The sequence below is a fragment of the Dyadobacter chenhuakuii genome, from assembly GCF_023821985.2.
Taxonomy (GTDB): domain Bacteria; phylum Bacteroidota; class Bacteroidia; order Cytophagales; family Spirosomataceae; genus Dyadobacter; species Dyadobacter chenhuakuii.
In genome coordinates this window covers 3,654,812-3,678,357 of sequence record NZ_CP098805.1, presented here as the reverse complement: position 1 = coordinate 3,678,357, position 23,546 = coordinate 3,654,812, and the positions used below count along the sequence as shown (strand labels likewise).

General features: G+C 45.8%; 21 protein-coding genes. 14 read left to right on the top strand and 7 right to left on the bottom strand.

What is annotated here, in order from left to right; all coding sequences use genetic code 11:
• Window positions 1-60: 60 nt before the first annotated feature.
• A complete protein-coding gene (locus tag NFI80_RS15175) occupies window positions 61-702 on the bottom strand; it encodes an SGNH/GDSL hydrolase family protein (RefSeq protein WP_235165109.1) in 642 nt (213 codons plus the stop codon).
• On the bottom strand, window positions 699-1,286 hold the full coding sequence (locus tag NFI80_RS15170; protein WP_235165108.1) for a thymidine kinase: 588 nt from the start codon (window positions 1,284-1,286) through the stop codon (window positions 699-701). The genes NFI80_RS15175 and NFI80_RS15170 overlap by 4 nt, the downstream gene beginning before the upstream one ends.
• Before the next feature lie 102 nt (window positions 1,287-1,388).
• Here NFI80_RS15170 and NFI80_RS15165 point away from each other — a divergent pair, with 102 nt between their 5' ends.
• Entirely contained in the window at window positions 1,389-2,501 is a 1,113-nt protein-coding gene (locus NFI80_RS15165) for a DUF8457 domain-containing protein (RefSeq protein ID WP_235165107.1), read from the top strand.
• 4 nt (window positions 2,502-2,505) lie between these two features.
• Here NFI80_RS15165 and NFI80_RS15160 read toward each other — a convergent pair whose 3' ends face one another.
• Window positions 2,506-3,348 carry a hydroxymethylglutaryl-CoA lyase gene (locus tag NFI80_RS15160; protein WP_235165106.1) on the bottom strand — a complete coding sequence of 281 codons (843 nt, stop codon included), beginning with the start codon at window positions 3,346-3,348 and terminating at the stop codon, window positions 2,506-2,508.
• Window positions 3,349-3,444: 96 nt separating this feature from the next.
• Window positions 3,445-4,506, bottom strand: a complete 1,062-nt coding sequence (locus NFI80_RS15155) for an NAD-dependent epimerase/dehydratase family protein (protein WP_233795176.1) — start codon at window positions 4,504-4,506, stop codon at window positions 3,445-3,447.
• A 248-nt stretch (window positions 4,507-4,754) separates the two neighbouring features.
• Here NFI80_RS15155 and NFI80_RS15150 point away from each other — a divergent pair, with 248 nt between their 5' ends.
• From NFI80_RS15150 to NFI80_RS15135, 4 genes are read left to right on the top strand one after another with little or no spacing between them, the layout of a single operon-like run.
• Window positions 4,755-5,477 (top strand): hypothetical protein, encoded by a 723-nt coding sequence (locus tag NFI80_RS15150; protein WP_235156894.1) that lies wholly within the window; start codon window positions 4,755-4,757, stop codon window positions 5,475-5,477.
• A complete protein-coding gene (locus NFI80_RS15145) occupies window positions 5,474-8,245 on the top strand; it encodes a TonB-dependent receptor (RefSeq protein WP_235156895.1) in 2,772 nt (923 codons plus the stop codon). Before NFI80_RS15150 ends, NFI80_RS15145 begins: the two co-directional genes overlap by 4 nt.
• Before the next feature lie 34 nt (window positions 8,246-8,279).
• Window positions 8,280-9,398, top strand: a complete 1,119-nt coding sequence (locus tag NFI80_RS15140) for a DUF4249 domain-containing protein (protein WP_254414151.1) — start codon at window positions 8,280-8,282, stop codon at window positions 9,396-9,398.
• 23 nt (window positions 9,399-9,421) lie between these two features.
• Entirely contained in the window at window positions 9,422-11,824 is a 2,403-nt protein-coding gene (locus tag NFI80_RS15135) for a hypothetical protein (RefSeq protein WP_235156897.1), read from the top strand.
• On the opposite strand, the gene NFI80_RS15130 is transcribed toward NFI80_RS15135, so the two are convergent.
• Window positions 11,825-12,286, bottom strand: a complete 462-nt coding sequence (locus NFI80_RS15130; protein WP_026631284.1) for an Lrp/AsnC family transcriptional regulator — start codon at window positions 12,284-12,286, stop codon at window positions 11,825-11,827.
• A 171-nt stretch (window positions 12,287-12,457) separates the two neighbouring features.
• Here NFI80_RS15130 and NFI80_RS15125 point away from each other — a divergent pair, with 171 nt between their 5' ends.
• Window positions 12,458-13,411, top strand: coding sequence for an NAD-dependent epimerase/dehydratase family protein (locus NFI80_RS15125; RefSeq protein WP_235156899.1), 954 nt, complete (start codon window positions 12,458-12,460; stop codon window positions 13,409-13,411).
• Between the two features lie 36 nt (window positions 13,412-13,447).
• A complete protein-coding gene (kbl, locus tag NFI80_RS15120) occupies window positions 13,448-14,632 on the top strand; it encodes a glycine C-acetyltransferase (protein WP_235156901.1) in 1,185 nt (394 codons plus the stop codon).
• Between the two features lie 80 nt (window positions 14,633-14,712).
• Here kbl and NFI80_RS15115 read toward each other — a convergent pair whose 3' ends face one another.
• Window positions 14,713-15,519 carry a transglutaminase-like domain-containing protein gene (locus tag NFI80_RS15115; RefSeq protein WP_235156910.1) on the bottom strand — a complete coding sequence of 269 codons (807 nt, stop codon included), beginning with the start codon at window positions 15,517-15,519 and terminating at the stop codon, window positions 14,713-14,715.
• Between the two features lie 207 nt (window positions 15,520-15,726).
• On the opposite strand from NFI80_RS15115, the gene NFI80_RS15110 reads away from it, so the two are divergent.
• The 5 genes from NFI80_RS15110 to NFI80_RS15090 all read left to right on the top strand — a co-directional run bounded on the left by NFI80_RS15110 (window position 15,727) and on the right by NFI80_RS15090 (window position 19,843).
• Window positions 15,727-16,260 (top strand): YceI family protein, encoded by a 534-nt coding sequence (locus tag NFI80_RS15110; protein ID WP_233795184.1) that lies wholly within the window; start codon window positions 15,727-15,729, stop codon window positions 16,258-16,260.
• A gap of 137 nt (window positions 16,261-16,397) precedes the next feature.
• A complete protein-coding gene (locus NFI80_RS15105) occupies window positions 16,398-17,750 on the top strand; it encodes a neutral/alkaline non-lysosomal ceramidase N-terminal domain-containing protein (protein ID WP_235156917.1) in 1,353 nt (450 codons plus the stop codon).
• Window positions 17,751-17,762: 12 nt separating this feature from the next.
• Window positions 17,763-18,848, top strand: coding sequence for a Gfo/Idh/MocA family protein (locus NFI80_RS15100; RefSeq protein WP_235156919.1), 1,086 nt, complete (start codon window positions 17,763-17,765; stop codon window positions 18,846-18,848).
• 63 nt (window positions 18,849-18,911) lie between these two features.
• Window positions 18,912-19,421 carry an acyl-CoA thioesterase gene (locus NFI80_RS15095; RefSeq protein WP_051350226.1) on the top strand — a complete coding sequence of 170 codons (510 nt, stop codon included), beginning with the start codon at window positions 18,912-18,914 and terminating at the stop codon, window positions 19,419-19,421.
• An 8-nt stretch (window positions 19,422-19,429) separates the two neighbouring features.
• The gene (locus NFI80_RS15090; RefSeq protein ID WP_235156933.1) at window positions 19,430-19,843 is read left to right on the top strand and encodes a DUF2141 domain-containing protein; all 414 of its coding nucleotides are present in this window, start codon (window positions 19,430-19,432) and stop codon (window positions 19,841-19,843) included.
• On the opposite strand, the gene NFI80_RS15085 is transcribed toward NFI80_RS15090, so the two are convergent.
• Window positions 19,840-21,396: a helicase HerA-like domain-containing protein gene (locus NFI80_RS15085; RefSeq protein WP_235166407.1), complete on the bottom strand. Its 1,557-nt coding sequence runs from the start codon at window positions 21,394-21,396 to the stop codon at window positions 19,840-19,842. The two genes, NFI80_RS15090 and NFI80_RS15085, sit on opposite strands and share 4 nt — an antisense overlap.
• A gap of 218 nt (window positions 21,397-21,614) precedes the next feature.
• Here NFI80_RS15085 and NFI80_RS15080 point away from each other — a divergent pair, with 218 nt between their 5' ends.
• Both NFI80_RS15080 and NFI80_RS15075 read left to right on the top strand, forming a co-directional pair.
• On the top strand, window positions 21,615-22,655 hold the full coding sequence (locus NFI80_RS15080) for an alpha-E domain-containing protein (protein WP_233795190.1): 1,041 nt from the start codon (window positions 21,615-21,617) through the stop codon (window positions 22,653-22,655).
• Window positions 22,656-22,688: 33 nt separating this feature from the next.
• Window positions 22,689-23,531, top strand: a complete 843-nt coding sequence (locus NFI80_RS15075) for a transglutaminase family protein (protein ID WP_233795191.1) — start codon at window positions 22,689-22,691, stop codon at window positions 23,529-23,531.
• Window positions 23,532-23,546 lie beyond the last annotated feature (15 nt).

Below are 23,546 nucleotides of genomic sequence, written 5' to 3'. Positions count from 1 at the left end.
TAGCATACCAAAAACGGCCGTTTCGAAAGAAGCGGCCGTTTTTGGTTTTATAATGTTTGATCAAATTCCCTTTTCCTTCAAAACCTTCCTAATCTCCCGTCCCCAGATCTCATAAGCCTTCTCGTTCAAATGCGTTTTATCAACAGCATACTCAACTTTCAGCCCCGTTGAATCTGAAATAAACTGATTGAGGTCAATGTAAGCAACTTGATTTTCCTGGCAATATTTAATCAGGAAGTCGTTTAATGTATCTACTTCCTTTTTGCTAACGGGATCATTTTGCTCATAGACAGTCAGCGTGACGACGGGGATGATTTTGCTTTCTATTATTTTGTCAAGAATAGCCTGATAGTAGCCCTGCATTCGCTCCTGCGAAACGCCGACTGTAATGTCATTAATGCCGCCTTTTACAAAACATATCTTCGGATGCAGGTTAGTAACATGTGTGGGAAGCAATTGCAGGAAGTGATAAGTGCTCATGCCGGGCAGTCCGTTGTTCAGGACATCCGTCCGGTCCAGTAATGCGGTCCATTTTCCCTGTGCGGTGATCGAATTTCCATACATGACAATGGTCGGATTTCCTTTCATGGCAACAAATCTTTGCATAATCTTATCACGATAAATGTATGAGAAAACGCAAATTGACACGATCAGAAATGCATTCAGCGCCAGAGAAGCAATAAGCCAGTTCCTGGTTTTCATACTTGTTCACCCAAATTAAAGCAGCGGCGGCACCGTGCCTCATAAAGATTGGTTTCGCCTAATAAAACGCGTTCGTTAGACGGGGAAAGCCGGTAGGAATGGGAGGCAACTTCCCCGCAGACCATGCAAATGGCATGCACTTTGGTTACATATTCCGCGACAGCCATCAGCTGAGGCATGCATCCGAATGGTTTTCCCGCATAATCCATATCCAATCCAGCCACAATCACCCGCTTGCCGGAGTCCGCCAGCAATGTGCATACTTCCACAATTTTCTCATCAAAAAATTGCGCTTCATCCAGGCCGACCACCTCACAGTTTTCGGCCCGGTCCAGGATTTCAAGGGATGTCTGGACAGGAATAGAGCGGATCGAATTGTCATTATGAGAAACAATGTTCTCCTCGTGATAGCGTTTATCCAACGCAGGCTTGAAAATTTGTATCCGTTGCCGGGCTATTTTGGCGCGGTTCAGTCTGCGGATCAATTCCTCCGTTTTTCCGGAAAACATTGATCCACAGATCACTTCGATCCAGCCGGTTCGCGGACTCTCGTTTTCTTTCCTTTGCGATGGTTCTATGAACATGTTTGACGGGATACGGGGCTGCCGAACAGGCAAATTTCTTTATCTTTACAAATCAAGCACATTTTTTTTAAACACAGACGTTATCAAAAGCTCTTATTCGTTATGCCGGATAATTTGAATTTAATTGCACTCAACCAATACGCTGCCAGGTTCACCACAACGATCTTAAATGAGATGTACCGGGACCAGGATACGATCTCAGGAGCCGGATTACTGAAACTCACGCCCGTAAGACAAGTAAACCTTGGAATTTTGAACCGGTTATTTGACGCCTGGAGAAGTAACGCAGAACAGTTTCGGAGCCCCTATTTTGATTTTACCAATGAAGAGGTAAAAAAGGCACTGGAAGATTTTATGAACACGGCTTCGCAACATATTGCTGTGAAACGCGCCGACCTGGAACCCATATTATCGGACTCTGTGAAGGACGCGCTCAGGTTATTACTGGCTCCGGAAAGTTATTTCGAGGATAAGATCAGGGAAAAGCAGGATGCGGAATTTACGCATGAAAAGGCCGAGCATCTGGTTAAATATACCCACATTCACCGTGGACTGGCAGAAGCGATGTTAGCCCGCCTGACAGACAGTGGCTCAAATTCGGTTTATCAGACCCAAGCCGTTAGCTGGTTATACGAATTAAAAGGCAATCCGGACCTTATCGACGATTTGGATCCTTATTTGCTTCAATTCTCGGATGTTTTCCCGCTTAATCTGTCAGATCTTCGCATTTCTGAAAGTGGTAGAAATACATCAACGAGCGGAAGAAATGAATCGAGATCATTCTTCGATTCAGCATTCAATGAGCTGGACGCACCTGCTAAGCCTGCGCCGCCACGCGCAGAACCTGCTTCGGCGGTGATCGGTGAAATTATCGCTAAAACAAATTCTACCGAAAAAGACAGCCTCAACAGCCGCTACAAAGTGGAGCTTCCAAAACATGATGACGACAAGTCATACGGAAGCGTTCCGGTGAAGGTGGAGAGCATTGCGGGTTCTATTCCCTTGGGACAGCGCTTTATGTTTGTTAATCAGCTTTTTGACAAAAACAGTGAGCATTTCGACAAAGCAATTTATGAATTGGATATGGTGAAAAGTTTTGAAGAAGCGCAAAACCTGATCTGGCATCGTTATGCGTCCAAATATGCCTGGGATGTGAATGGAGAGGCGGTTACAGCGCTGTTAGCGATTGTAAAACGTAAATTTTCAGGTCAATAGACATTTATACCAATTGAAGGAACTGCTTACGAGCGTTTTGCAAAGCCTGCAAATCCAGATTGAGCAGTTCTTTTTTTTCTTTTGCAAATTCCATCAGATTTTCGGTCGGCATATTTCCTACGAGCTCATCCTGCGCCATGGGACAACCGCCGTAACCCAGCATTGCACCATCAAAACGCCGGCATCCTGCTTCATATGCTGCTGCAACTTTCTCCCGCCATTGACCAGGTGTTGTATGAAAATGTGCCCCAAATTCCAGATCCGGCCGGAGCGCCAGCATTTGTGAAAATACATTCCTAATGTCGCTTTCCCGCGCTACGCCCACAGTATCGGCCAGTGAAAATGTACGGATGCCAGATTGAGCCAGCTTTTCAATATTCTCGAATACAATTTCAGCATTCCAGGCGTCTCCGTACGGATTTCCGAAACCCATTGAAATATAAATAACAAGAGATTTCCCATTGTCCTCCGCCAAAGCGGTAATGCGCTTCACTCTTTCCAGCGATTCTGCAATCGTGGAATTGGCATTACGGATCTGAAAAGTTTCGGAAATGGAAAAAGGAAAACCAATGTCGGTGATCTGAGGAAACTGGCATGCCTCGATGGCGCCGCGCTCGTTAGCAACAATGGCAAGAAGCTTGGTAGTGGAGCCAGCTGTGTTCAGCTGGCTTATTAATTCCGCAGTATCGCTCACCTGAGGCATGGCTTTGGGAGAAACGAAACTCCCAAAGTCAATGGTATCAAACCCAACGCGAAGCAGCTGGTTAATGTAATACGCCTTTTTCTCAGTAGGAATAAAGCGATGAACTCCCTGCCAGGCATCACGCGGACATTCGATGATTTTCAAGATTCAATGAGTGAGTGAGTGAATGAGTGAATGAGTGAATGAGTGAATACTCGTTTTTTAAAACATTCAGTCATTCACTCATTCAATCATTCAAAATTATTTCAATATTGGTGCCAAATCTTTTTCATTTTCTGCGAGCCACGCTGCAATGTCCTCGACGATCTGGCGGATGCCGATTTCGGGTTTCCAGCCTGTAAGTGCTGTTACTTTCGTGTTATCCGTCACGTAAAGCCGGATGTCGGCGGTGCGGTTTTCGGGTACTACTTTAATAGGGATTGTTTTGCCGGTAACTTCCTGGCAAACTTTCGTTAATTCCTGCAAGGATGCACTGCTTTCCAGTCCGCCGCCTGCATTCAGGATCTCTCCGTTAACTTTATCAAGGTTGTGCAACTGCCAGTCGATCAGGCGGTAAAGGTCTGCTACGTGCAACATGTCACGGATTTGCTTACCAGTTCCGCCGTAGCCGAAGTAGCCCAGTTGTTGTTCAAAATAATGTTTTGCAATCCAAAGCACCATCACGCCCTGATCCACTTTGCCCATCTGCCAGGGACCTGTGATCACGCCGCAGCGGTTAATGACCGTTTTGAGATTATAAAACTCGTTGTATTCCTGGATAATAAGCTCAGAAGCCAGTTTGGTCGTTCCATATAAAGAGCGCGCACCATTCAATGGGAAATCTTCCGCAATCCCCTTGGAAGAAACACCGGCAACCGGCTGGTCGTCCGACAACGCAAAACGCGTAGGCTCTTCAACGAAGTTTAATGTTTCAATGGTTTTGATCGGATAAACCCGGCTCGTGGAAAGGAAAATAAAGCCAGCTTTATGCTTCAATGCATAATTAAGGCAGTTAATGGTCCCAACCAGGTTGGTATTAATCAGATAATCAGGTGTGCCGTCCAGGCCAGCCAGAACCGAAGGTTCGGCAGAAGCTTCGATCACCACGTCAACCGCCGGGACCGAGTCAAAATCTTCTTTATTCCTGATGTCGCCATGCACGAATTCAACGCCCTGCGCTTTCAGTCGGCTCAAATTGAGCTCGGAACCCCTGCGTTTAAGGTTATCCAATGCATAAACCTGGTAATCAGGATAATTAACTTTCAGGGATATGGCTAATGCGGAACCTACGAAACCGGCTCCTCCGGTAATTAAAATTTTCATACAGCGATTTTATGTGTAAGCAGAAAGTGTGGAAGTAAACTGTTTCCAAAGTTAGGAGATTCCATAAGAACGGATAAATTTGCCAGGAATATTTATATTTAAAACTTGTTATGTATAACATCGAAATCTAATTAATTTGAATAAATTTGGAATGTAGTATGTAACTTATGTTCACATCCTTTTCAGCATACTCCACTGCAACAATTCGTTAGCTCTACTTCGTACTAAGCATAACAAACCGGCCATACATGCGCATTTGTACTTTTACTATTTTTCTTCTTTCCTGTCTCGCATTCCAGTCTTTCGGGCAAAATGGTGGCGTAGCCGAGGCCAAAGAGACCGCATATCCGATCGCCATGTACAAGGAGGCCACCAGCCAGTCTCAGAACCTCTACAACGGCCGACAATATTACGTTTACGACAACCGGTCGGAAGAACATCAGTTTTTTGAGTTCAGAAAATGGCACAACGGCGTCATCATGTACGACGGCCAGCGCTTTGACAGCATCCCCATGCTTTACGACATCTTTAAAGATGAGCTCATAATCAAACATTTCAACGGCGATCACATCCTTCTGCAATCCGAAAAGGTTGACTATTTCAAAGTAGACAACCACAATTTTGTGCGATATGAGGCCGGTAAGGACATTAATGAACAAATGCGCACCGGGTTTTATGATGTCCTGTACGAAGGTAAATCGCGTACAATCGTCCGCCGGGTAAAACAGCGCCAGGAAAAGATCGTGGATAAAATGGTGATCGCATTATATCCCCAGAAAAATAACTTCTTCATCAGGAAAGGCGACCGTTACTATGGCGTCAGTTCCAAAAAGTCGGCGCTGAATCTGTTTCCTGAATATAAAAGGGAGTTGCGTAAAGTGCTTAAAGATCAAAGAATTAAGTTCAGGAAAAACAGGGAAACAGCCATCGTCACCATTGTCGACACTTACGACAAACTAGCCAAACAATGAAAATACTTTTACCCTTAATGATCTTATTCAGTGTCGGGTTGTTTTCCAGAGATGCTTACGCACAGTCGGCACCGGAAAAGAAAATCACCATGCGCCTGGATTCAGCGCGCTTCAATGACTTCGTAAAACAGGTCGAGAGCCAAACGGGCTACTATTTTTACTACGACGCCTCCAAATTCGACAGCCTTACGCTGGATCTCAACGTTAAAGATCTCGCGATCCGCGAAGTGCTCGACCAGGTTTTTAAAGGCTCGGAATTTGAATATTCCATTGATGCGCAAAAACGCATTTACATTACCCAGGGCCAGCGGATCATTACGCAACTCACGCCCGGACTTTTCGAGCCGGATCTGGCTGGTGACAACGGAACCATCGCTTATTCTGGTCCGGAAAACGATGCGAAAGAACGACTGCTCTCAACCGCTGAAAGCAAATTACACGAGATAGGCATCAAAAAACACCGCATAACCCCTGGAAACTCAACCATAACCGGCTATGTGCGGAATGCGGTTACCGGCGAGCCGGTGATTGGTGCGGCGGTGTTCATCACATCACCTTCGATTGGCGTTACTACGGATGCGCTCGGCCTGTACGCGCTCACCATCCCGCGTGGAAAGCAGATTGTACACATTAAGAGCACCGGGATGCGGGAAACGCAGCGCCAGGTCATGCTGTATTCTGATGGAAAACTGGACGTGGAGATGCGAGAAAGTGTGATCGCGTTGAAGGAAGTTTCAGTGAAGGCAGGGATGGATAAGAATGTAGTAGGGACACAAATGGGAACGGTTAAGCTGACCATTAAAAACCTGAAACAAGTGCCAACCGTGTTTGGGGAAACGGATCTGCTACGTACAGTGCTGACATTGCCGGGTATCAAGTCGGTGGGTGAAAACAGCACAGGATTGAATGTTCGCGGTGGCTCAACGGATCAGAATCTGATTCAGTATAATGATGCCGTTATCTATAATCCGTCCCACCTTTTCGGGTTTTTCTCCGCATTTAACCCGGATGTACTAAAAGACGTGGAGCTTTACAAAAGCACGATCCCTGCCAAGTTCGGGGGAAGGCTGGCGTCGGTTCTGGATATCAGCAGCCGGGATGGGAACAAGAAAAAGTTTATGGCTTCGGGTGGAATTGGCTTGGTAACAGGCCGGTTAACATTGGAAGGGCCATTGGTTAAAGACAAAACCTCCTTCTTACTCGGCGGCCGGTCCACTTATAGCAGCTGGCTGATCAAGAGGTTGGATAATGAGAACTATAACAAGAGCTCGGCTTCTTTTTATGATGTAAACCTCCATATAAGCCACGAAATCAATGAAAAGAACAGCTTATTTCTGACCGGATACATTAGCGACGACCGGTTTAGGCTGTATGGCGATACACTTTACACGTATCAGAACCAGCTGGGATCATTGAAATGGAAACATACATTTAATAACAGGTTATACAGTGTTTTCACGGCTGCCCACACAAAATATCAGTATGCAATGGGCGCTGCGGGTCTGCCGCTTAATTCTTTTGATCTGAAATTTGACATTAACCAATCCAATTTCAAGGCCGATCTGAGCTATGTCCTGCATCCTAAGCATACATTGGATTTTGGACTGAGCACCATTTACTACAAGCTGCATCCCGGCTCATTCCAACCAAAAGGAACTGAATCACTGATCGTTCCGGATGTGCTGGAAGCCGAGCAGGGCACCGAAAGCGCCATTTACATTGAAGATAAATTTGAGGTTAATCCAAGGCTGTCGATTACTGCCGGGATCCGTTATTCATTTTACCAATATTTGGGGCCAAGAAATGTAAATACTTATGTGCCAGGCCTTCCGATTGAATATATTTATCAGAATGGTGTAAAGGAATATGGCTCGGGTAAGAAGATCAAGTCCTACGGCGGCCCGGAATATCGTGCGTCGGTGCGTTACAGCGTCTTTGATAATCTTTCGCTGAAAGTGAGTTACAATACATTGCGCCAGTATATCCACTTGCTGACCAACACCATGACGGTTTCGCCGACGGATATCTGGAAGCTCAGCGATAATTATGTAAAACCACAAATCGGCGATCAGATCTCGGTGGGTCTATATCGGAATTTCAGGGGAAATAAGATCGAGGTTTCACTTGAAGGTTATTATAAAAACATTCAAAACTTCCTGGATTACAAAGGCGGAGATTCGCTGATTATGAACCACAACATTGAAGCCGCCGTGCTGAATACCAAAGCCAAGGCATATGGGGTTGAGTTTATGATTAAAAAAATGACAGGTAAGCTAAACGGCTGGCTGGGTTACACTTATGCCCGAACATTGCTGCGGGCCATCGACCGCGATTCCCCGGACGCGCCTAATGATGGCAATTTCTATCCAAGTAACTATGATAAGCCGCACGATTTTACATTGATTTCCAATTACAGGTTCTCGCACCGGGTAAGCTTTTCATTCAATTTTACATACAGCACAGGAAGGCCGTACACGCCGCCGATCGGGAAATACCTGATCGATGGATCGCAACGCGTTTATTATGCAGACAGAAACCAGTTCCGTATCCCGGATTATTACCGTACAGACGTCTCGCTGAACCTGGAAGGCAATCACAGGATTAAAAAGCTGGCACACAGTTCCTGGACGCTGGCCGTATACAATGTACTGGGCCGCAAAAATCCAACCTCAGTTTATTTCCAGACCGTCGGCGGCAAAGTAAGCGGTTACCAGCTTTCTATTTTTGGACAACCTATCCCGACCATCACTTATAATTTCAGATTTTAACATGGTCACACGGAAATGGTTTTCTGTTAAAAAAATGCATTGGGGTTATCAGTCTGCGGTTTTTCTTGCATCGATCCTGGTTATATACGGCTGCATTGAGCCGTTTTCTCCGCCGGAAGTCACTAATACAGAGAGTTTTCTGGTTGTCGACGGATTTCTTAATGTGGGAAGTGACACCAGCAGGATCGCATTACGGAACACGCAGAATACAAATGATGATACACGGCCTGTTGTGGAAGGCGGCGCGCGGATTTCAGTGGATGCGGAAAGTGGTGAAAAATATGAATTTGAAGAAAAAGGGCAAGGTGTTTATCTTTTGCCGCCGGTAAATTTTAACATGACCACCAAATATCGCCTGCACATTCGCCGGTCGAACGGCAGAGAATATTTATCCGATTATGTGGTTGTGACGCAAACACCTCCTATTGACAGTTTGACCTACAAGCTGGATTTGAGAAGAAATGCAATGATCATTTATGTAAACACACACGATCCTGCAAACAACACGCGGTTTTACCGGTGGAAATTTGAAGAAACTTTTGAGTACAAGAGTGCTTATTTTTCAGGTTTAGTGCGTGATACGGAGGCAGGCGAAATTATTCCGCGGCGGGACGATATCAGTACATGCTGGAACACACTGGAATCCAGGGACATTAAATTGGGTTCAACAATAAAGTTGAATCAGGATATAATCAAAGATCTGCCGATCAATATCATTGATATCTCTACAAATAAGCTCTTTATTAAGTACAGCATTCTGGTCAGGCAGTATGCATTGTCACGGGAGGCATTTGAATATTGGACAGATCTTTCAAAGACAACGCAGGGAACCGGAAGTCTTTTTGACCCACAACCTTCGCAGGTTACAGGCAACATTAAGAATACAGGAGATCCCAAGGAGCTGGTTTTTGGTTATTTCAGCGCGGTTACAGAACAGAAACAGCGCATTTTTATGACGCCCGCACTCGGTCGTTCGCCGATGTGCCTTGCGCCCGATACGCTCACGCCAGACGATGCTTACAAATCCTACGGTGTGCTGCTGAATTCATATATAGATGCAGGCGGAAGCACTTTTATTTTAAGTTCTTCCGAAGATTGTGCCGATTGCCGGGCACAAGGTGGAACAACCACAAGACCATCTTTCTGGAAATGATATTTTAATGATCATATAATTTTATGAAAAGGATTTTATTCTATTGCTGTATGCTGCTCTGTGCCGCTTTATCCGCAAAGGCGCAGGACGACGCTATGGTCAAGTCGATTCAGTATAGGTTTGGCTTATATGCCGAAAAGGCGTTGCAGGAAAAAATGTATGTCCATCTCGATCGCCCTTTGTATCTGATCGGGGAAACGATCTGGTTTAAGGCTTATAATTTAAATGCATCCTCGCATCAGTTTGTGGATGTGAGCAAAGTCGCATATCTGGAAGTACTTGATGCTGAAAACAATGCATTGATACAAACGAAATTCTCATTAGCCGAGGGCAAAGGAGATGGCTCTATCCTCATCCCGTCTACAATCGCGAGCGGAAAATATAAAGTGCGTTGCTATACTAACTGGATGAAGAATTACGGTCCTGAATATTTCTTTGAATCTTCCATCTCCATCGTGAATCCATTTGTGCGCTTCGATCCGGACAGGTTGGCAAAAGAAGCCGAAAAATATGACGTGCAGTTTTTTCCCGAAGGCGGATATTTAGTCCAGGGAATTGAAAGTAAAGTCGCATTCAGGGCCATTGGAAAAGAGGGCACTGGCATCAGCTTCATAGGCGACATTGTCAACAGCCAGAACGAAAGCATTACCAAGTTTCAGCCTGAAAAGAATGGGATTGGGTTTTTTACATTAAAACCCGAATCAGGCACCACTTACAATGCAGTCATAAAAGATGGTAAGGGACAGCAGTTCACTTTCCCGCTGCCCAAAGCGGAGGAAAGGGGATATGTTATGCAGCTGAAAGATTCTACCAATAAATTGCTGAAAGTCACTGTAACGGCAACGGTTGTAAGCGATGAGCCCGTGCCGGTTTATCTCATGAGCCACACTCGGCAGCTTAATGCATCTGCGGACAGGAAATATCTGAAAAATAACAAGGCAGTTTTTGTTCTGGACAAATCCAAACTCGGAGAAGGGATTTCGCACATTACGATCTTCAATGAAAAACTGAAACCACTTTGTGAAAGGTTGTATTTCAAAAGACCGGCGAAAGAGCTGGCCATTGAAGCAACGATTAAAAATGCCTTTGTAACAAGGGAAAAAGTGAATATGGACATTTCAGCGGCCGTCTCTTCCGCCAGAGCATCGGAACTGGCCAATGTCTCTGTCGCCGTTTATTTGGCAGATTCCATCGTTAGCCAGCCGCAATCGGACATTACCAGTCATTTGTGGCTTTCTTCGGACTTAAAAGGCAGTGTCGAATCTCCCGAATATTATTTTTCAAACAACAATGCCGATACGGACAGGCAGCTGGACAACTTAATGCTCACACACGGCTGGCGCCGGTTTAAGTGGGAAAATGTGTTCGTAGGCCAGGCCGTTCCGTTCGAATTCCTGCCGGAGTTTGATGGTCATTTGATCCAGGGCAGGGTTATCAACAAAATTGACAGCACTCCCGCCAAAGGCGTTGACACATATCTCGCAGCGCTCGACTTTCCGGCGCGGTTATATGTTGCCCAAAGTGATCAGAAAGGCAATGTTATGTATGAAGTCAGGAAATTCACAGGGCCAAAAGAAATTACTCTGCAGACCAACCTGAATATGGACTCCACTCATCGTATCGAGATAGCGAGTCCATTTTTCAAACAATTTGCAACCAGGCCGCTGGCGCCGTTCGTTTTTAGCAAAACCTGGGAAAATCAGCTGCTTACCCGGGCCATTAACATGCAGACGGCCAATGTGTTCCTGCCGCCGGTGGTGGTGGAACAAAAAGCAACATTAGCCGATTCTGTTGCGTTTTTCGGCGTGCCGGATGAAAAGTATTTCCTCGATGATTTCACCCGTTTCCCTACTATGGAGGAGGTTTTGAGGGAATATGTACGTGGTGTGCTTGTTAGAAAGAGACAAAAGGAATTCCATTTCCGAATGGTGGATAAGCTGCTTCCGAACACATTTTACACCACCGATCCGCTGGTGTTGCTGGACGGCATTCCGATCTTCGACACAGACAAGATCATGGAAATGGATCCTTTGAAGATCAAAAAAATAGAAGTTTTGAACTCCCGCTACTTCCTTGGGCCGATGACTTTTACCGGAATTGCCAGCTTTTCGACTTATCGCAATGATCTGGCGGGCTTTGAACTCGATCCCAAAGTGACAGTTATCCCTTACGAAGGCGTGCAGGTGCAACGCGAATTTTATTCGCCCCGGTACGACAAAGGCAATGCCGACAGCCGCATTCCGGATTTCAGAAACCTTTTACATTGGGCACCGAACATTACCACGGACGCTTCCGGAAAGGCAAAGCTAGATTTCTACACTTCCGATCAGACTGGGCGTTATCAGGTTGTAATCCAGGGTATTACGCCTTCCGGAGTTTCAGGAAGCAAAACACTTTCTTTCAACGTTGGCAAAAGCAGCCTTTGATCAGATGTAAAATTCTGATGTATGCTTGATTTCTTTGAGTACAAATGTGCTGTTAAGCACGCCAATGTTGTCGATTTTGGATAGTTTGTATTTGACGAAGTCGTGGTAATCGTCCAGGCTGGCGACATTGATTTTTAACAAAAAGTCAACTTGTCCGGCCATATGATAACATTCCTGAACTTCCTGCAGATTCTGGATTTCCTGCTCGAATTTTTCGATAAAAGCCTCATTGTGGTAACGCATGGAAACCTGGCAGATCGTCGTTACCTGCCGGTTGATCAGCTTCTTGTCCAGGATCGCCACGTAATGTTTGATATATCCCAGGCTTTCCAATCTCCTTATCCTTTCATAGATCGGCGACACAGTCAGATTTAACATTGTAGCGATTTCTTTTGTCGTCTTTTTCGCGTCTTTTTGCAAGATGCGCAGGATCTTGGTATCAATTTTGTCCAACTGTTCCATGGTGCAAGAATATTTACTGTGAGCCGAAAGCTTAGTGAAGTTTAAAAGTAATATTTTCTTTGAATCTATGATAGTGCAGGAACATTTCCTGTCAATAGGGTCAAACATTGAGTTTATTATCCGAATTCGGGAAATTGCAAGTGATTAATGCTTTATCAAAACAGGCTTGTCATGAAATCAGAATGCATACTAGTGATCGGTGCGAACGGACAAATTGGTTCGGTGCTTGTAGAATATTTAAGAGAGATTTACGGAGTTGAAAAAGTAGTTGCCTCAGATATCAGGCTGCCCGAGCATGAAACCGGGCTTTTCGAAAAACTGGATGCAACAGATGGCAATGCCCTGGCTGCATTGGTAAAAAAATACAAGGTCACCCAGATCTATCACCTGGCTGCAATCCTGTCTGCGAAGGGTGAGCAGGAGCCATTGAAAACGTGGCATATCAACATGCAAACCTATTTTAATGTGCTGGAAGTGGCTCGGGAAAATAATGTTGCAAAGGTTTTTTACCCAAGTTCTATCGCGGTTTTTGGAGATAATGTGGATACAAAGGCAGAGCAATGGTCTTATCTGGATCCGGCGACGGTTTACGGAATTAGCAAAGCGGCCGGTGAAAACTGGTCGAATTATTATTTTCAAAGATATGGAATGGATATCCGGTCGCTGAGATATCCGGGCATCATCGGTTACCAGTCTATGCCGGGCGGCGGGACCACGGATTATGCCGTTGACATTTACCACAAGGCCGTTCAGGGAGAAGCGTTTGAATGTTTTCTGGAAGCTAAAACAACACTTCCGATGATCTACATTAGTGATGCAATGGACGCAACCGTGCGGCTAATGGAAGCACCTAAGGATAAAATCACGGTACGAACGAGTTACAATCTCGCTGGAATCAGTTTTTCCCCGGAAGAAGTAGCAGAAAGCATTGGCAAGATTATCCCGGATTTTAAAATTTCCTACAAGCCTGATTTCCGCCAGAAGATCGCCGAATCATGGCCTGCACAAATTGACGATTCGCAAGCCAGGAAAGACTGGGGCTGGCGTCCGGCTTATAATTTGGATAAAATGACGGAGGAAATGATTTTTGAATTGAAGAAAAAGTACCAATCCGTCAAAAGCTGAGAAGCGATTACATATCAACATTAAAAAATCAGATTTATGAACGCTAGCATTCAGGAAGAACTGCATCAGGAGCTGGAAGCCATTAAGGCAGCCGGTTTATACAAAAAAGAAAGAGTTATCACCACGCCCCAGGCCGCTAAGATAGCAACCGACGGAAAGGATGTGCTAAATTTTTGTGCAAACAATTACCTGGGACTTTCTTCTCATCCTGAGGTGATTAAGGCCGGTATAGAAGCCATTAACACACACGGATTTGGTATGTCATCGGTTCGTTTTATTTGCGGAACGCAGGACATTCATAAAGAGTTGGAGAGCAAAACCGCTGCTTTTTTAGGCATGGAAGACTGCATTCTCTACGCAGCAGCATTCGACGCCAACGGCGGCGTTTTTGAACCATTGCTAAACGAAAAAGACGCTATAATCTCCGACGAACTGAATCACGCTTCCTTAATTGACGGCATCAGGCTGTGTAAAGCGAAACGTTTTCGCTACAAGCACAATGATATGGCCGATTTGGAACAGCAACTTAAAGACGCAGCCGGAAGCCGCAGAATCCTGATCGTAACTGACGGCGTATTCTCCATGGACGGAACCATCGCGCAGCTCGACAAGATCTGCGACCTGGCCGAGGCAAACAATGCCATGGTCATGATCGACGAATGTCACGCATCGGGTTTTATGGGTAAAACGGGCCGCGGCTCGCACGAATTCCGCAATGTTATGGGCCGGATTGACATCATTACCGGCACATACGGAAAAGCGTTGGGCGGTGCGTCGGGTGGTTTTACAGCCGCTAAAAAGGAAATTGTTGAGATTCTGCGCCAGCGTTCAAGGCCTTATTTATTCTCCAATACACTTGCACCATCCATTGTTGGCGCATCCATCAAAGTGCTGGATCTGCTTTCTTCATCAACGGCACTGCGCGATAAGCTGGAAAAAAACACAGCCTATTTCCGCAAAGCCATGACAGAGGCCGGTTTCGATATCTTACCAGGGGAACATCCGATCGTACCAATCATGCTTTACGATGCGAAACTTGCGCAGGAATTCGCTTCGCAATTATTGGAAGAAGGCATTTACGTGATCGGCTTCTTCTATCCCGTCGTGCCGCAGGGAAAAGCCCGCATCCGCGTGCAGATTTCCGCCGGGCACGAGCAGGAACATCTGGAAAAGGCCGTGGCGGCGTTTACGAAGGTAGGGGAGGGGTTGGGGGTTATATAAAGATAACATCCCCAGTCACCCTGAGCGGACCGGGGCCGGGCGGCCCGGTCCGCTCAGGGTGACTGGGGAGATGAATATTATTAGTTACCCGGCTCCGGCTCCAAAAGCTCCGTTTCCACATGCAGCGATTGCAATGTAGCATTGCCGTACTGCGTTACCATCGCTACATCCGCGGCGTCGCGGCCGTGGGCGATTTCGATTCTGTATCCATCTGTTTTTTCCTGCACCGCGTCGAATGTATACCATTGTCCACCGATGTACACGTCGAACCAGGCGTGCAAGTCCATTACTTTAAGCCTGTCGAGATAGCCAACGGTCATTCTGGCCGGGATGCATAGGTTACGGCACAAGGCGATGGCCAGGTGTGTGAAGTCGCGGCATACGCCAATGCGGTTTCGCGCCACATCCAATGCTGTCGTGCTGGAATCGGTTACGCCGTACTGATATTTCACATTCTGGTGAATCCAGGTCCGGATCGCTTCAACTTGCTCATAACCAGGTGCCAGGTTGCCGGCAATGTTCATCACAAGCATATTGATTTCGTGCAGGTCCGACTCGCAATAACGGCTTGGCAGGATGTAATGCATCACTTCGTCAGGCAAATCGCCAACCAGCATGAATGTTGGCGGCGGACTTGGAATGGACTTCGTTGCGCTCACCTGTGCCTGAACTTCTGTGGTAATGGTCACCCTGCCTACCGGCAGGATTGTACGCTGGCACGGATTGCCGTATATATCGGTGTATTCTGAAAAAGGAACGGACGGCTCAATGTTGAAACCTTCCTGAATGATAGACTGGCCTTCTTGTCTGCGGGGGCGTAACATGGTCGTTACGGTTGTGGGCGCATACACGTCATACGTGAATATGCTTCTTCCCTTCATTTTCATGTATGAGTCGATTTAATATATTTGGTAAATGTTATGACAACGAGTGAGTTAAAAATTACGTGCCATTATTTTCGTTTAAACATGCATTACGGTCTGAATTAAAACATTTTAATGGACGTTTATACGTCAGGAATGCTAATTTTAGGATTAATAACAGCACCGGGACGTTCCCGTCTGCAGTTTTTGTAGAATCTAAATTCTTTATCTATGTCAGTTACAAAATGGATCGTAGACCCGGTACATTCGGAAGTACAGTTTAAGATTAAACACCTCGTCATTTCCACCATTACAGGCTCCTTTAACAACTTCGAAGGCGGCGCAACTTCGGACCTGAATAACTTCGAAAACGCTGAAATTCACTTCTCGCTGGATGTGAGCAGTATCGACACGAAGGTTGATCTGCGCGATGCGCATTTAAGGTCGGCAGATTTTTTTGATGCAGAACAATTCCCGCATATCACTTTTCAGTCCAATTACTTTCATAAGGTGAAAGGCGATAATTACAAGCTCTCCGGGTTGCTTACATTAAAAGGCATTACAAAGCCTATCGAGCTGGATGCAGAATATGGCGGTGCCGAGCGTGATGCGGATGGGAAACTCAGGATTGGTTTTGAAGTGGAAGGCAGGATCAGCCGTCAGGAATTCGGCCTTAATTACATGCAACTGACCGATTCCGGAGGATTGGTCATCGGAGAAGATGTAAAGCTGATTGCCAACATTCAATTGGTTAAACAATCTTAAATCATACAATTTACCCGGTTAGTCCGGGACAATGCCCGACATCAGCCGTCACGGAATGTCGGGTTTTTTTATAATGAGGATAAAACAAATGTTTGCTCCTTTTGCATATTGGTAACCTAACCTCCCACATTCAATTAATGAGATTCCTTCGAATTTTCCTGCGCATCATCGGGGTGATCGTACTGCTCTTGATACTGACCATTGCTACGATGATCACGACAATGGACGATACGCCATATAAGGAAATGCCCTATTATGGTCAATGGAAAAAGCAGATTAGTAACGTTAAGAAAGATACAACGAGCGCTTCCGGGCAGCTGCGGGCGGGCTGGGCCAAAGTGAACATTACGCCGCCATCACCCACACCCACAGCAGGTTATGGCAAGCGCAAGGGCAAGTTGTACACGGCCGTTCACGACTCTGTTTATGTGCGTGCAATGGTCATAGACAATGGCGGGACGCAAGCCGCAATCATTGCCGCTGACCTGCTGATTGTGCCCCCTACGGTGATCAAGCTGTTACAAGCAAGGCTTACTGAAAAGGAAATTCCGTTCAATCAGGTCTTTTTCGGGGCAACGCATAGCCATAATAGTGTAGGTGGTTGGGGAACGGGGATCTCTTCTTTGTTTTTTTCAGGAAAATACAATCCAGCCACGGTAGAACGTCTTGCAGATGCTATTTTTCAAGCCATCGTACAAGCCAAAGCAAAGCTGGAACCTGTCTCACTGACTTACATGGAATCGATTGACAAAGTGGATATCCGGAACAGGCTGGTAGGAGAGGAAGGAGAGGTCGATCCTGAGATCCGTTCTGCGGCATTCGTTACAAACAGTGGGAAAAAGGCGATTTTAAGCTCCTATGCGGCACATTCAACGATTTTGAATTCGGGCAATATTGTTTTGTCAAGGGATTATCCCGGCATTCTGGTGGATTCGCTTGAAAAAGGTCGATACGATTTTGCTATGTACATGGCTGGCGCTGTGGGCAGCATGGGGCCTATCGAGAAGGGTTCCGACGATTTTGATGAGTTGAAAAATCAGGCATATGGTGTCCAAAAAGCATTGTTATCTGATTCAGCGATAAAGGAAAAGTCTAGCGGCGCTATGTTGCAGGCCATCACATTGCCTTTGCCCTTGCGCGACCCGTCGCCCAGGCTCACAATGCGCATTAACCTTCGTTCTTGGGTGTTTAAGAAGGCTTTCGGAGATTATCCGGTGTTTGTAAAAGCGTTACGGATCGGGAACATTCTCATGGTGGGGATGCCGTGTGATTTTTCGGGGGAGCTCGTTGCGGGACTGGATGCTTATGCCAAGACAAAAGGTCTCAATTTGATGGTTACCAGCTTCAACGGTGGTTATATCGGCTACATTACGCATGATAAGCATTTTGATAAAGACCTTTACGAAACCAAAACCATGAGTTGGTATGGCCCTTATAATGGTGCTTATTTGCAAGAGGTGATCAAAGACATTATTGATAAGTTATCCTAAACCAAATCGAATATGAAAACATTGCTGCTTTGTTTACTAGCGCTTTTTAGCATTCAATCTATGGCACAAGCACCTTTGAAAATCGCGGTTGCCGGTTTAAGTCACGGCCATGTCGGCTGGATTTTCAACCGTTCAGACAAGAAGGATATTGAGATTGTGGGTATTTACGAAACAAACCCGGACCTTGTTAACTTGTTCATGACCAAATACAAGCTGGATAAAAAGCTCTTTTTTACAGACTTGAATAAAATGCTGGAAGAGGCCAAGCCGGAAGCGGTTTCGGCATTTGGGGCAATAAATGAACACATTGCCATCGTACGCGCCTGTGCGCCCAAAAAAATCCACGTAATGGTGGAAAAGCCACTGGCAACTACATTTGCAGATGCAAAGGAAATTCAGAAACTGGCGGATCAGAATGGCATCCAGGTGCTGACCAATTATGAAACATCCTGGTATGCGAGCAATCAGCATGTCCGGGATTTGGTGGAACAAGGGAAACTGGGCGAGATCAGGAAAGTAATGGTGAATGATGGTCACCAGGGACCGAAAGAGATTGGTGTGAGCAAAGAATTTCTGGCCATTCTCACCGATCCTGTGAAAAACGGCGCAGGAGCATTGGTGGATTTTGGCTGCTATGGAGCCAACTTGATGACTTGGCTGTTGAAGGGTGAACGCCCGCTGTCCGTTACTGCGGTTACGCACCAGAACAAGCCGGACATTTACAAAGAAGTGGATGATGAGGCCACCATCATTTTGCAATATCCTAAGGCACAATGTGTCATTCAGGGTTCGTGGAACTGGTCTTTCGCGCGGAAGGACATGGAAGTGTTTGGAAACAAGGGTTATGCAGTTGCTGTGAGTCCCACAACCGTGCGGCAGCGCCTTGCAGAAAAGACGCCGGAAGAAACGATCAAGCTCGATCCGCGCCCTGCTCCGTTCACCGATCCGTTCTCTGTGTTGGCTGATGTGGTCCAGGGCAGATTGAAGCTTGAAAAGAATGATCTCTATGGATTGCCGGTCAATGTTACGGTCGTTGAAATATTAGAAACGGCAAAAGAGTCCGCCAAATCAGGAAAAACCGTTTATTTGAAGAAATAACCTAACATTAAGCATTTGGAACCTCGCTCAGTTCGATTTTCACAGACCACATTAACGGAACTCATGATTCCGTCCTACGCTAATTTCGGCGGAAAAATACATGGAGGCATCCTATTATCGTTGATTGACAAGGTCGCTTATGCGTGTGCAGCGCGACATGCAGGCACTTACTGCGTGACGGTTTCAGTTGATGGCGTGGATTTTTTAGAGCCGGTGGAAGTTGGGGATCTGGTTTCGCTGCACGCGTCCGTCAATTATGTTGGCAGGACGTCGCTGGTGATTGGGATCCGGGTGATTGCGGAAAATGTTAAAAACGGAACACAAAGGCATACAAATACTTCCTATGTGACAATGGTGGCGAAGGGAGACGATGATAAACCTACAGTTGTGCCTGAGTTACTGCTTGAAACGGAGGATGATGCCCGCAGGTTTCTGGAAGCGATCAAACGTCGTGAATTAAAGGAGAATTATAAGGATGCATTTGATAATGCAAAAACAAGAATGGATGTGCAGGATAATTTGCACAAGCTATCGAATCAGCGCTGTGTAATTGGTTGGGAAACAGATAAATAAAGATGATTATGCTTGTATGGATTGTGAGTTGCCTGCTAGGCTGGTTTGTGGAACCGGCAATGACATTGAACATTGAGTTTACCAATATAAAAAAAGGCCAGGGTAAACTTTGGATAGCCATTTATAAGCCGGAGGAGAAGTTTGCCAGTAAGGAAAAGCCTAAAATTTACAGGATTGTTGACGTGAAAGGTGCTGCACCTCAGCTTGTTGCATTTGACCTTGCTCCTGGCCGCTATGCGTTGGCCGTTTACCACGACCTGAACAGCAATGGTGTGCTGGATAAAAACTTTGTCGGGATCCCCAAAGAACCATACGGTTTCAGCAAGAACTTCCGGCCAAAGTTTTCTGCCCCGAAATTTGAAGATTGTGAATTCGTTTTCAAAGATCCGGGACAGAAAATTAATGTGAAGCTTACAGACTAGAAGCCAAAAAAACCGCCGCTTTTTTTGCGGGTACTCGTTGTTTTTTTACCAAATAACATTCCGAAAACGCCCCTGACCACTTCCCGCCCAATTTGTTTGGCCAATGGTGAGTTAAGTGCTTCGGAGAGCATTCCTTTTTCTTCCTTTCCTTTTTTTACTTCCGCAACTTCCTCCTGGGCTTTTGCTTCCACCTGTGCATGCGCTTCCATCCGCTTGGTAAGCATTTCATAAGCACTTTCAGGATCGATAGGGTCTTTGTATTTCAGGTAAACGTCTGATTGTCGGACGTGATTATCGTAATCTGCCTGCACCATTGGCCCCATGACCGAGTTAGGCGGAAGTAAATGCGTTGCCGCCACTTCTGTCGGGATTCCTTTTTCATTCAAAACCGTAATCAATGCCTGGCCGATCCCTAATGTGGTCAGGATCTGGTCGATTGCATAAAAATCTGATTTCGGATATGTCTTAACCGTTTGTTTCAGCGCGTCGGCATCCTGCGGCGTAAATGCCCTCAAAACGTGCTGCACACGGTTTCCTAATTGGGATAAAACCGACACCGGAACGTCCTGGGCCATTTGTGTACAGAAGAAAATTCCCACACCCTTCGATCGGATAAGCCGCACAACCTGCTCAATCTGATCTAAGAATGCTTTGGGGGCATCTTTGAACAGCAAATGTGCTTCGTCGAGGAAGAAAACCAGCTTCGGCTTATCTAGGTCTCCCGCCTCAGGCAATTTGGTATAAAGCTCGGCCAACAGACTGAGCATGAATGTTGAAAACAATGCAGGCTTGTCCTGAACATCTGAAATGTTGAGCAGGCTGATCACGCCCTGGCCGTCGACGCGGCTGATAAGATCCGTAATGTCAAAGGATTTTTCACCAAATATTGTCCCTACGCCCTGTTGTTCCAATGCAACAATTTTCCGCAGAATAGTCCCCGCTGTGGAAGTTGAAATGCTCCCATAATCTGATTTAATTTCTGCCGCTCCCGGTCCTTCGGAAAGATAGTTCAGCACTTTTTTCAGGTCATTCAGATCCACCATAGGAAGATCTTTGTCATCGGCATATTTGAAAAGAATGGCCAAAACGCCTGATTGTGTGTCATTTAATTCAAATATTTTGGAAAGCAATATCGGCCCGAATTCCAGGATCGTTGCCCGCATCTGCGCGCCTTTCTGGCCGCTTAAAGAATAGAGTTCAACCGGATAACCTTTCGGTTCGAACACCGTTCCCAACGCTGCTGACCTTTCCTGCAATGCAGCATTGGTTTGTCCCGCTTGCGCAATGCCCGATAAATCGCCTTTTATATCCGACATAAAAACCGGCACACCGGCGGCAGAAAGCTGTTCCGCAAGCACTTGCAACGTCCGCGTTTTTCCCGATCCCGTTGCGCCAGCCACCAATCCATGCCGGTTCATCATGCGCAAAGGCAGATTAACCTGTGCTTCTCCAAGGATTTCGCCGTCCAGGATGGCGGAACCCAAATGGATCACAGGTTTGTCGGTTCGGTAGGATTTTTGGATAGCTGCAACAAATTGTTCTTTTTTTGACACGGGAATAAAGGTTATGTTTATGGATTGTTAATTTACAAAAATTAAATGTTTCAGGAAGTTTTCACACAATCGCCCCTTATTTTCTTGTTATAATAATCTTTCGAGAACTTATATTACTTTTCGTAGGTTATTGTATTTGCAAAATTTTATTAGGTATTTTGGTATGATTACTTAGCAATTATTCTGATTAAACATTTTAAAGACAACAATTTCAATTTATGCTTAGCCGAGTTGCCAATTCAATATACTGGATGAATCGTTACATAGAACGGGTTGAAAACTACGCTCGGTTTGTGGGAGTTAATTTTAATCTGGCATTGGACCTGCCGCCCGACGTGGATGAGCAATGGGAACCGCTTCTGATTGCAACTGCTGATCATTATTTGTTTTATAAATACTACGAAAAGCCTACAAAAGAGGACGTTATACATTTTATGACGTTTGATAAGAGAAATCCTAATTCCATTATCAGCTGCTTATACGAGGCGCGTGAAAATGCGCGTACGATAAGGGAAACGATTTCGAAGGAAATGTGGGAGAGTATCAATACTTTTTATCTCTCGATCCGCAGCACGAACCCGGACAATTTCCGGAATATGGACCATATGCAGTCTTATTTTACGGATATCCGTAAAAGCTGCCAGCTTTTTCACGGAGTTGTGGATTCGTCCATCACGCGCAATGAGGCATGGCATTTTGGTCGCCTGGGCAGGCACATAGAGCGCGCAGATAAATGCTCGCGTTTTCTTGATGTAAAGTATTTTACATTACTACAAGATTCAGGAACCTCGGGCTCTACGCTTGATTTGATGCTCTGGACGGCGGTTTTGAAATCGGTAAGCGCATATAATATGTACAGGCAGACGCACCGTGCGCTCACGCCGATGAACATTGTGGCTTTTCTTATTCTGGATAAGCTGTTCCCGAGATCCATTGCTTACTGCGTGCGGCAGGCAGAGCTTTCCTTGTACGCGATTGCGGGTTCGATTCCCGAACGCGGCCACACCAATCCTGCTGAACGTGTATTAAGCAAAATCCGGACAGAACTGGAATTTACAGACGTGGAAGACGTTTTTAAAATGGGCCTTCATGAATATCTGGATAAATTTCAGACTAAGAACAACGAAGTAGACAACGCGATTTTCGACATGTATTTCGGACTGGAAAAAGGTCAGTCTCAAAGCCAGTCCCAGGGGAATTCACAGAGTCAGACGCAAAGCCAATCATCCGGGCAATTCAAAACCCAGTGGATGAATTGACCAAATCATCACAACTAACTGACCGGAAAGTTTATGAATTTAAAAGTCCGGCACGCTCTGGAATATCAGTATAATGCTCCGGTGGTCTTGGAAATGCACACCTTGTATTTGTATCCAAGATCTTATCCGCACCAGCGATTGCTGGAATATAACCTGTCCATTGATCCGCAACCATCTAAAATCGTTAAAAACGTAGATGTCGAAGGCAATGTTCAGCATTTGATTTACTTCTATAATCAACCTTACAGCAGGCTTTTTGTAGAAGCATCCATAACCGTGAGTTCGGAGCCTGTCAATGTTTTCGACTTTGTGTTTTATCCTTTCGAGACCAGCAAAATCCCTTTTTTATACGATAACCGGATTTACAAATACCTGATCCCCTATCTGGACAAAACGGATGCAACGCAGCAAGTGGAGCAGTTTGCCCGGAAAATCGCCGCGCATGTTAACTATGCAACCATTCCTTTCCTGGTGGAAATGAGCCAGTATATCAGCCAAAACTTTGTGTATCAGCAACGTGAATATGGCAATGCTTATCCTCCTGATGATACATTGCGGGACAGGAGCGGGTCATGCCGTGAATACGCCCGTTTGTTCATTGGCGCTTGCAGGAGCCTGGGAATTGCGGCAAGATTCGTGAGCGGATATTTATACGGAAACCCTCAGCAGGCACACGAATTGCATGCATGGGCGGAAGTCTTTCTGCCAGGCGCAGGATGGCGGGGATTTGACCCCACGGAAGGTAAAGCTGTGATAAACAATCATATCAGTATGGGAACATCCGCGGATTACGACCAGCTGGCGCCTGTGATGGGTTCATTTTTAGGCTATACAAGCTCCTGGCTTACGACCAATGTAGACATTGAGTTACTATAAGGCTAGCACCAACGC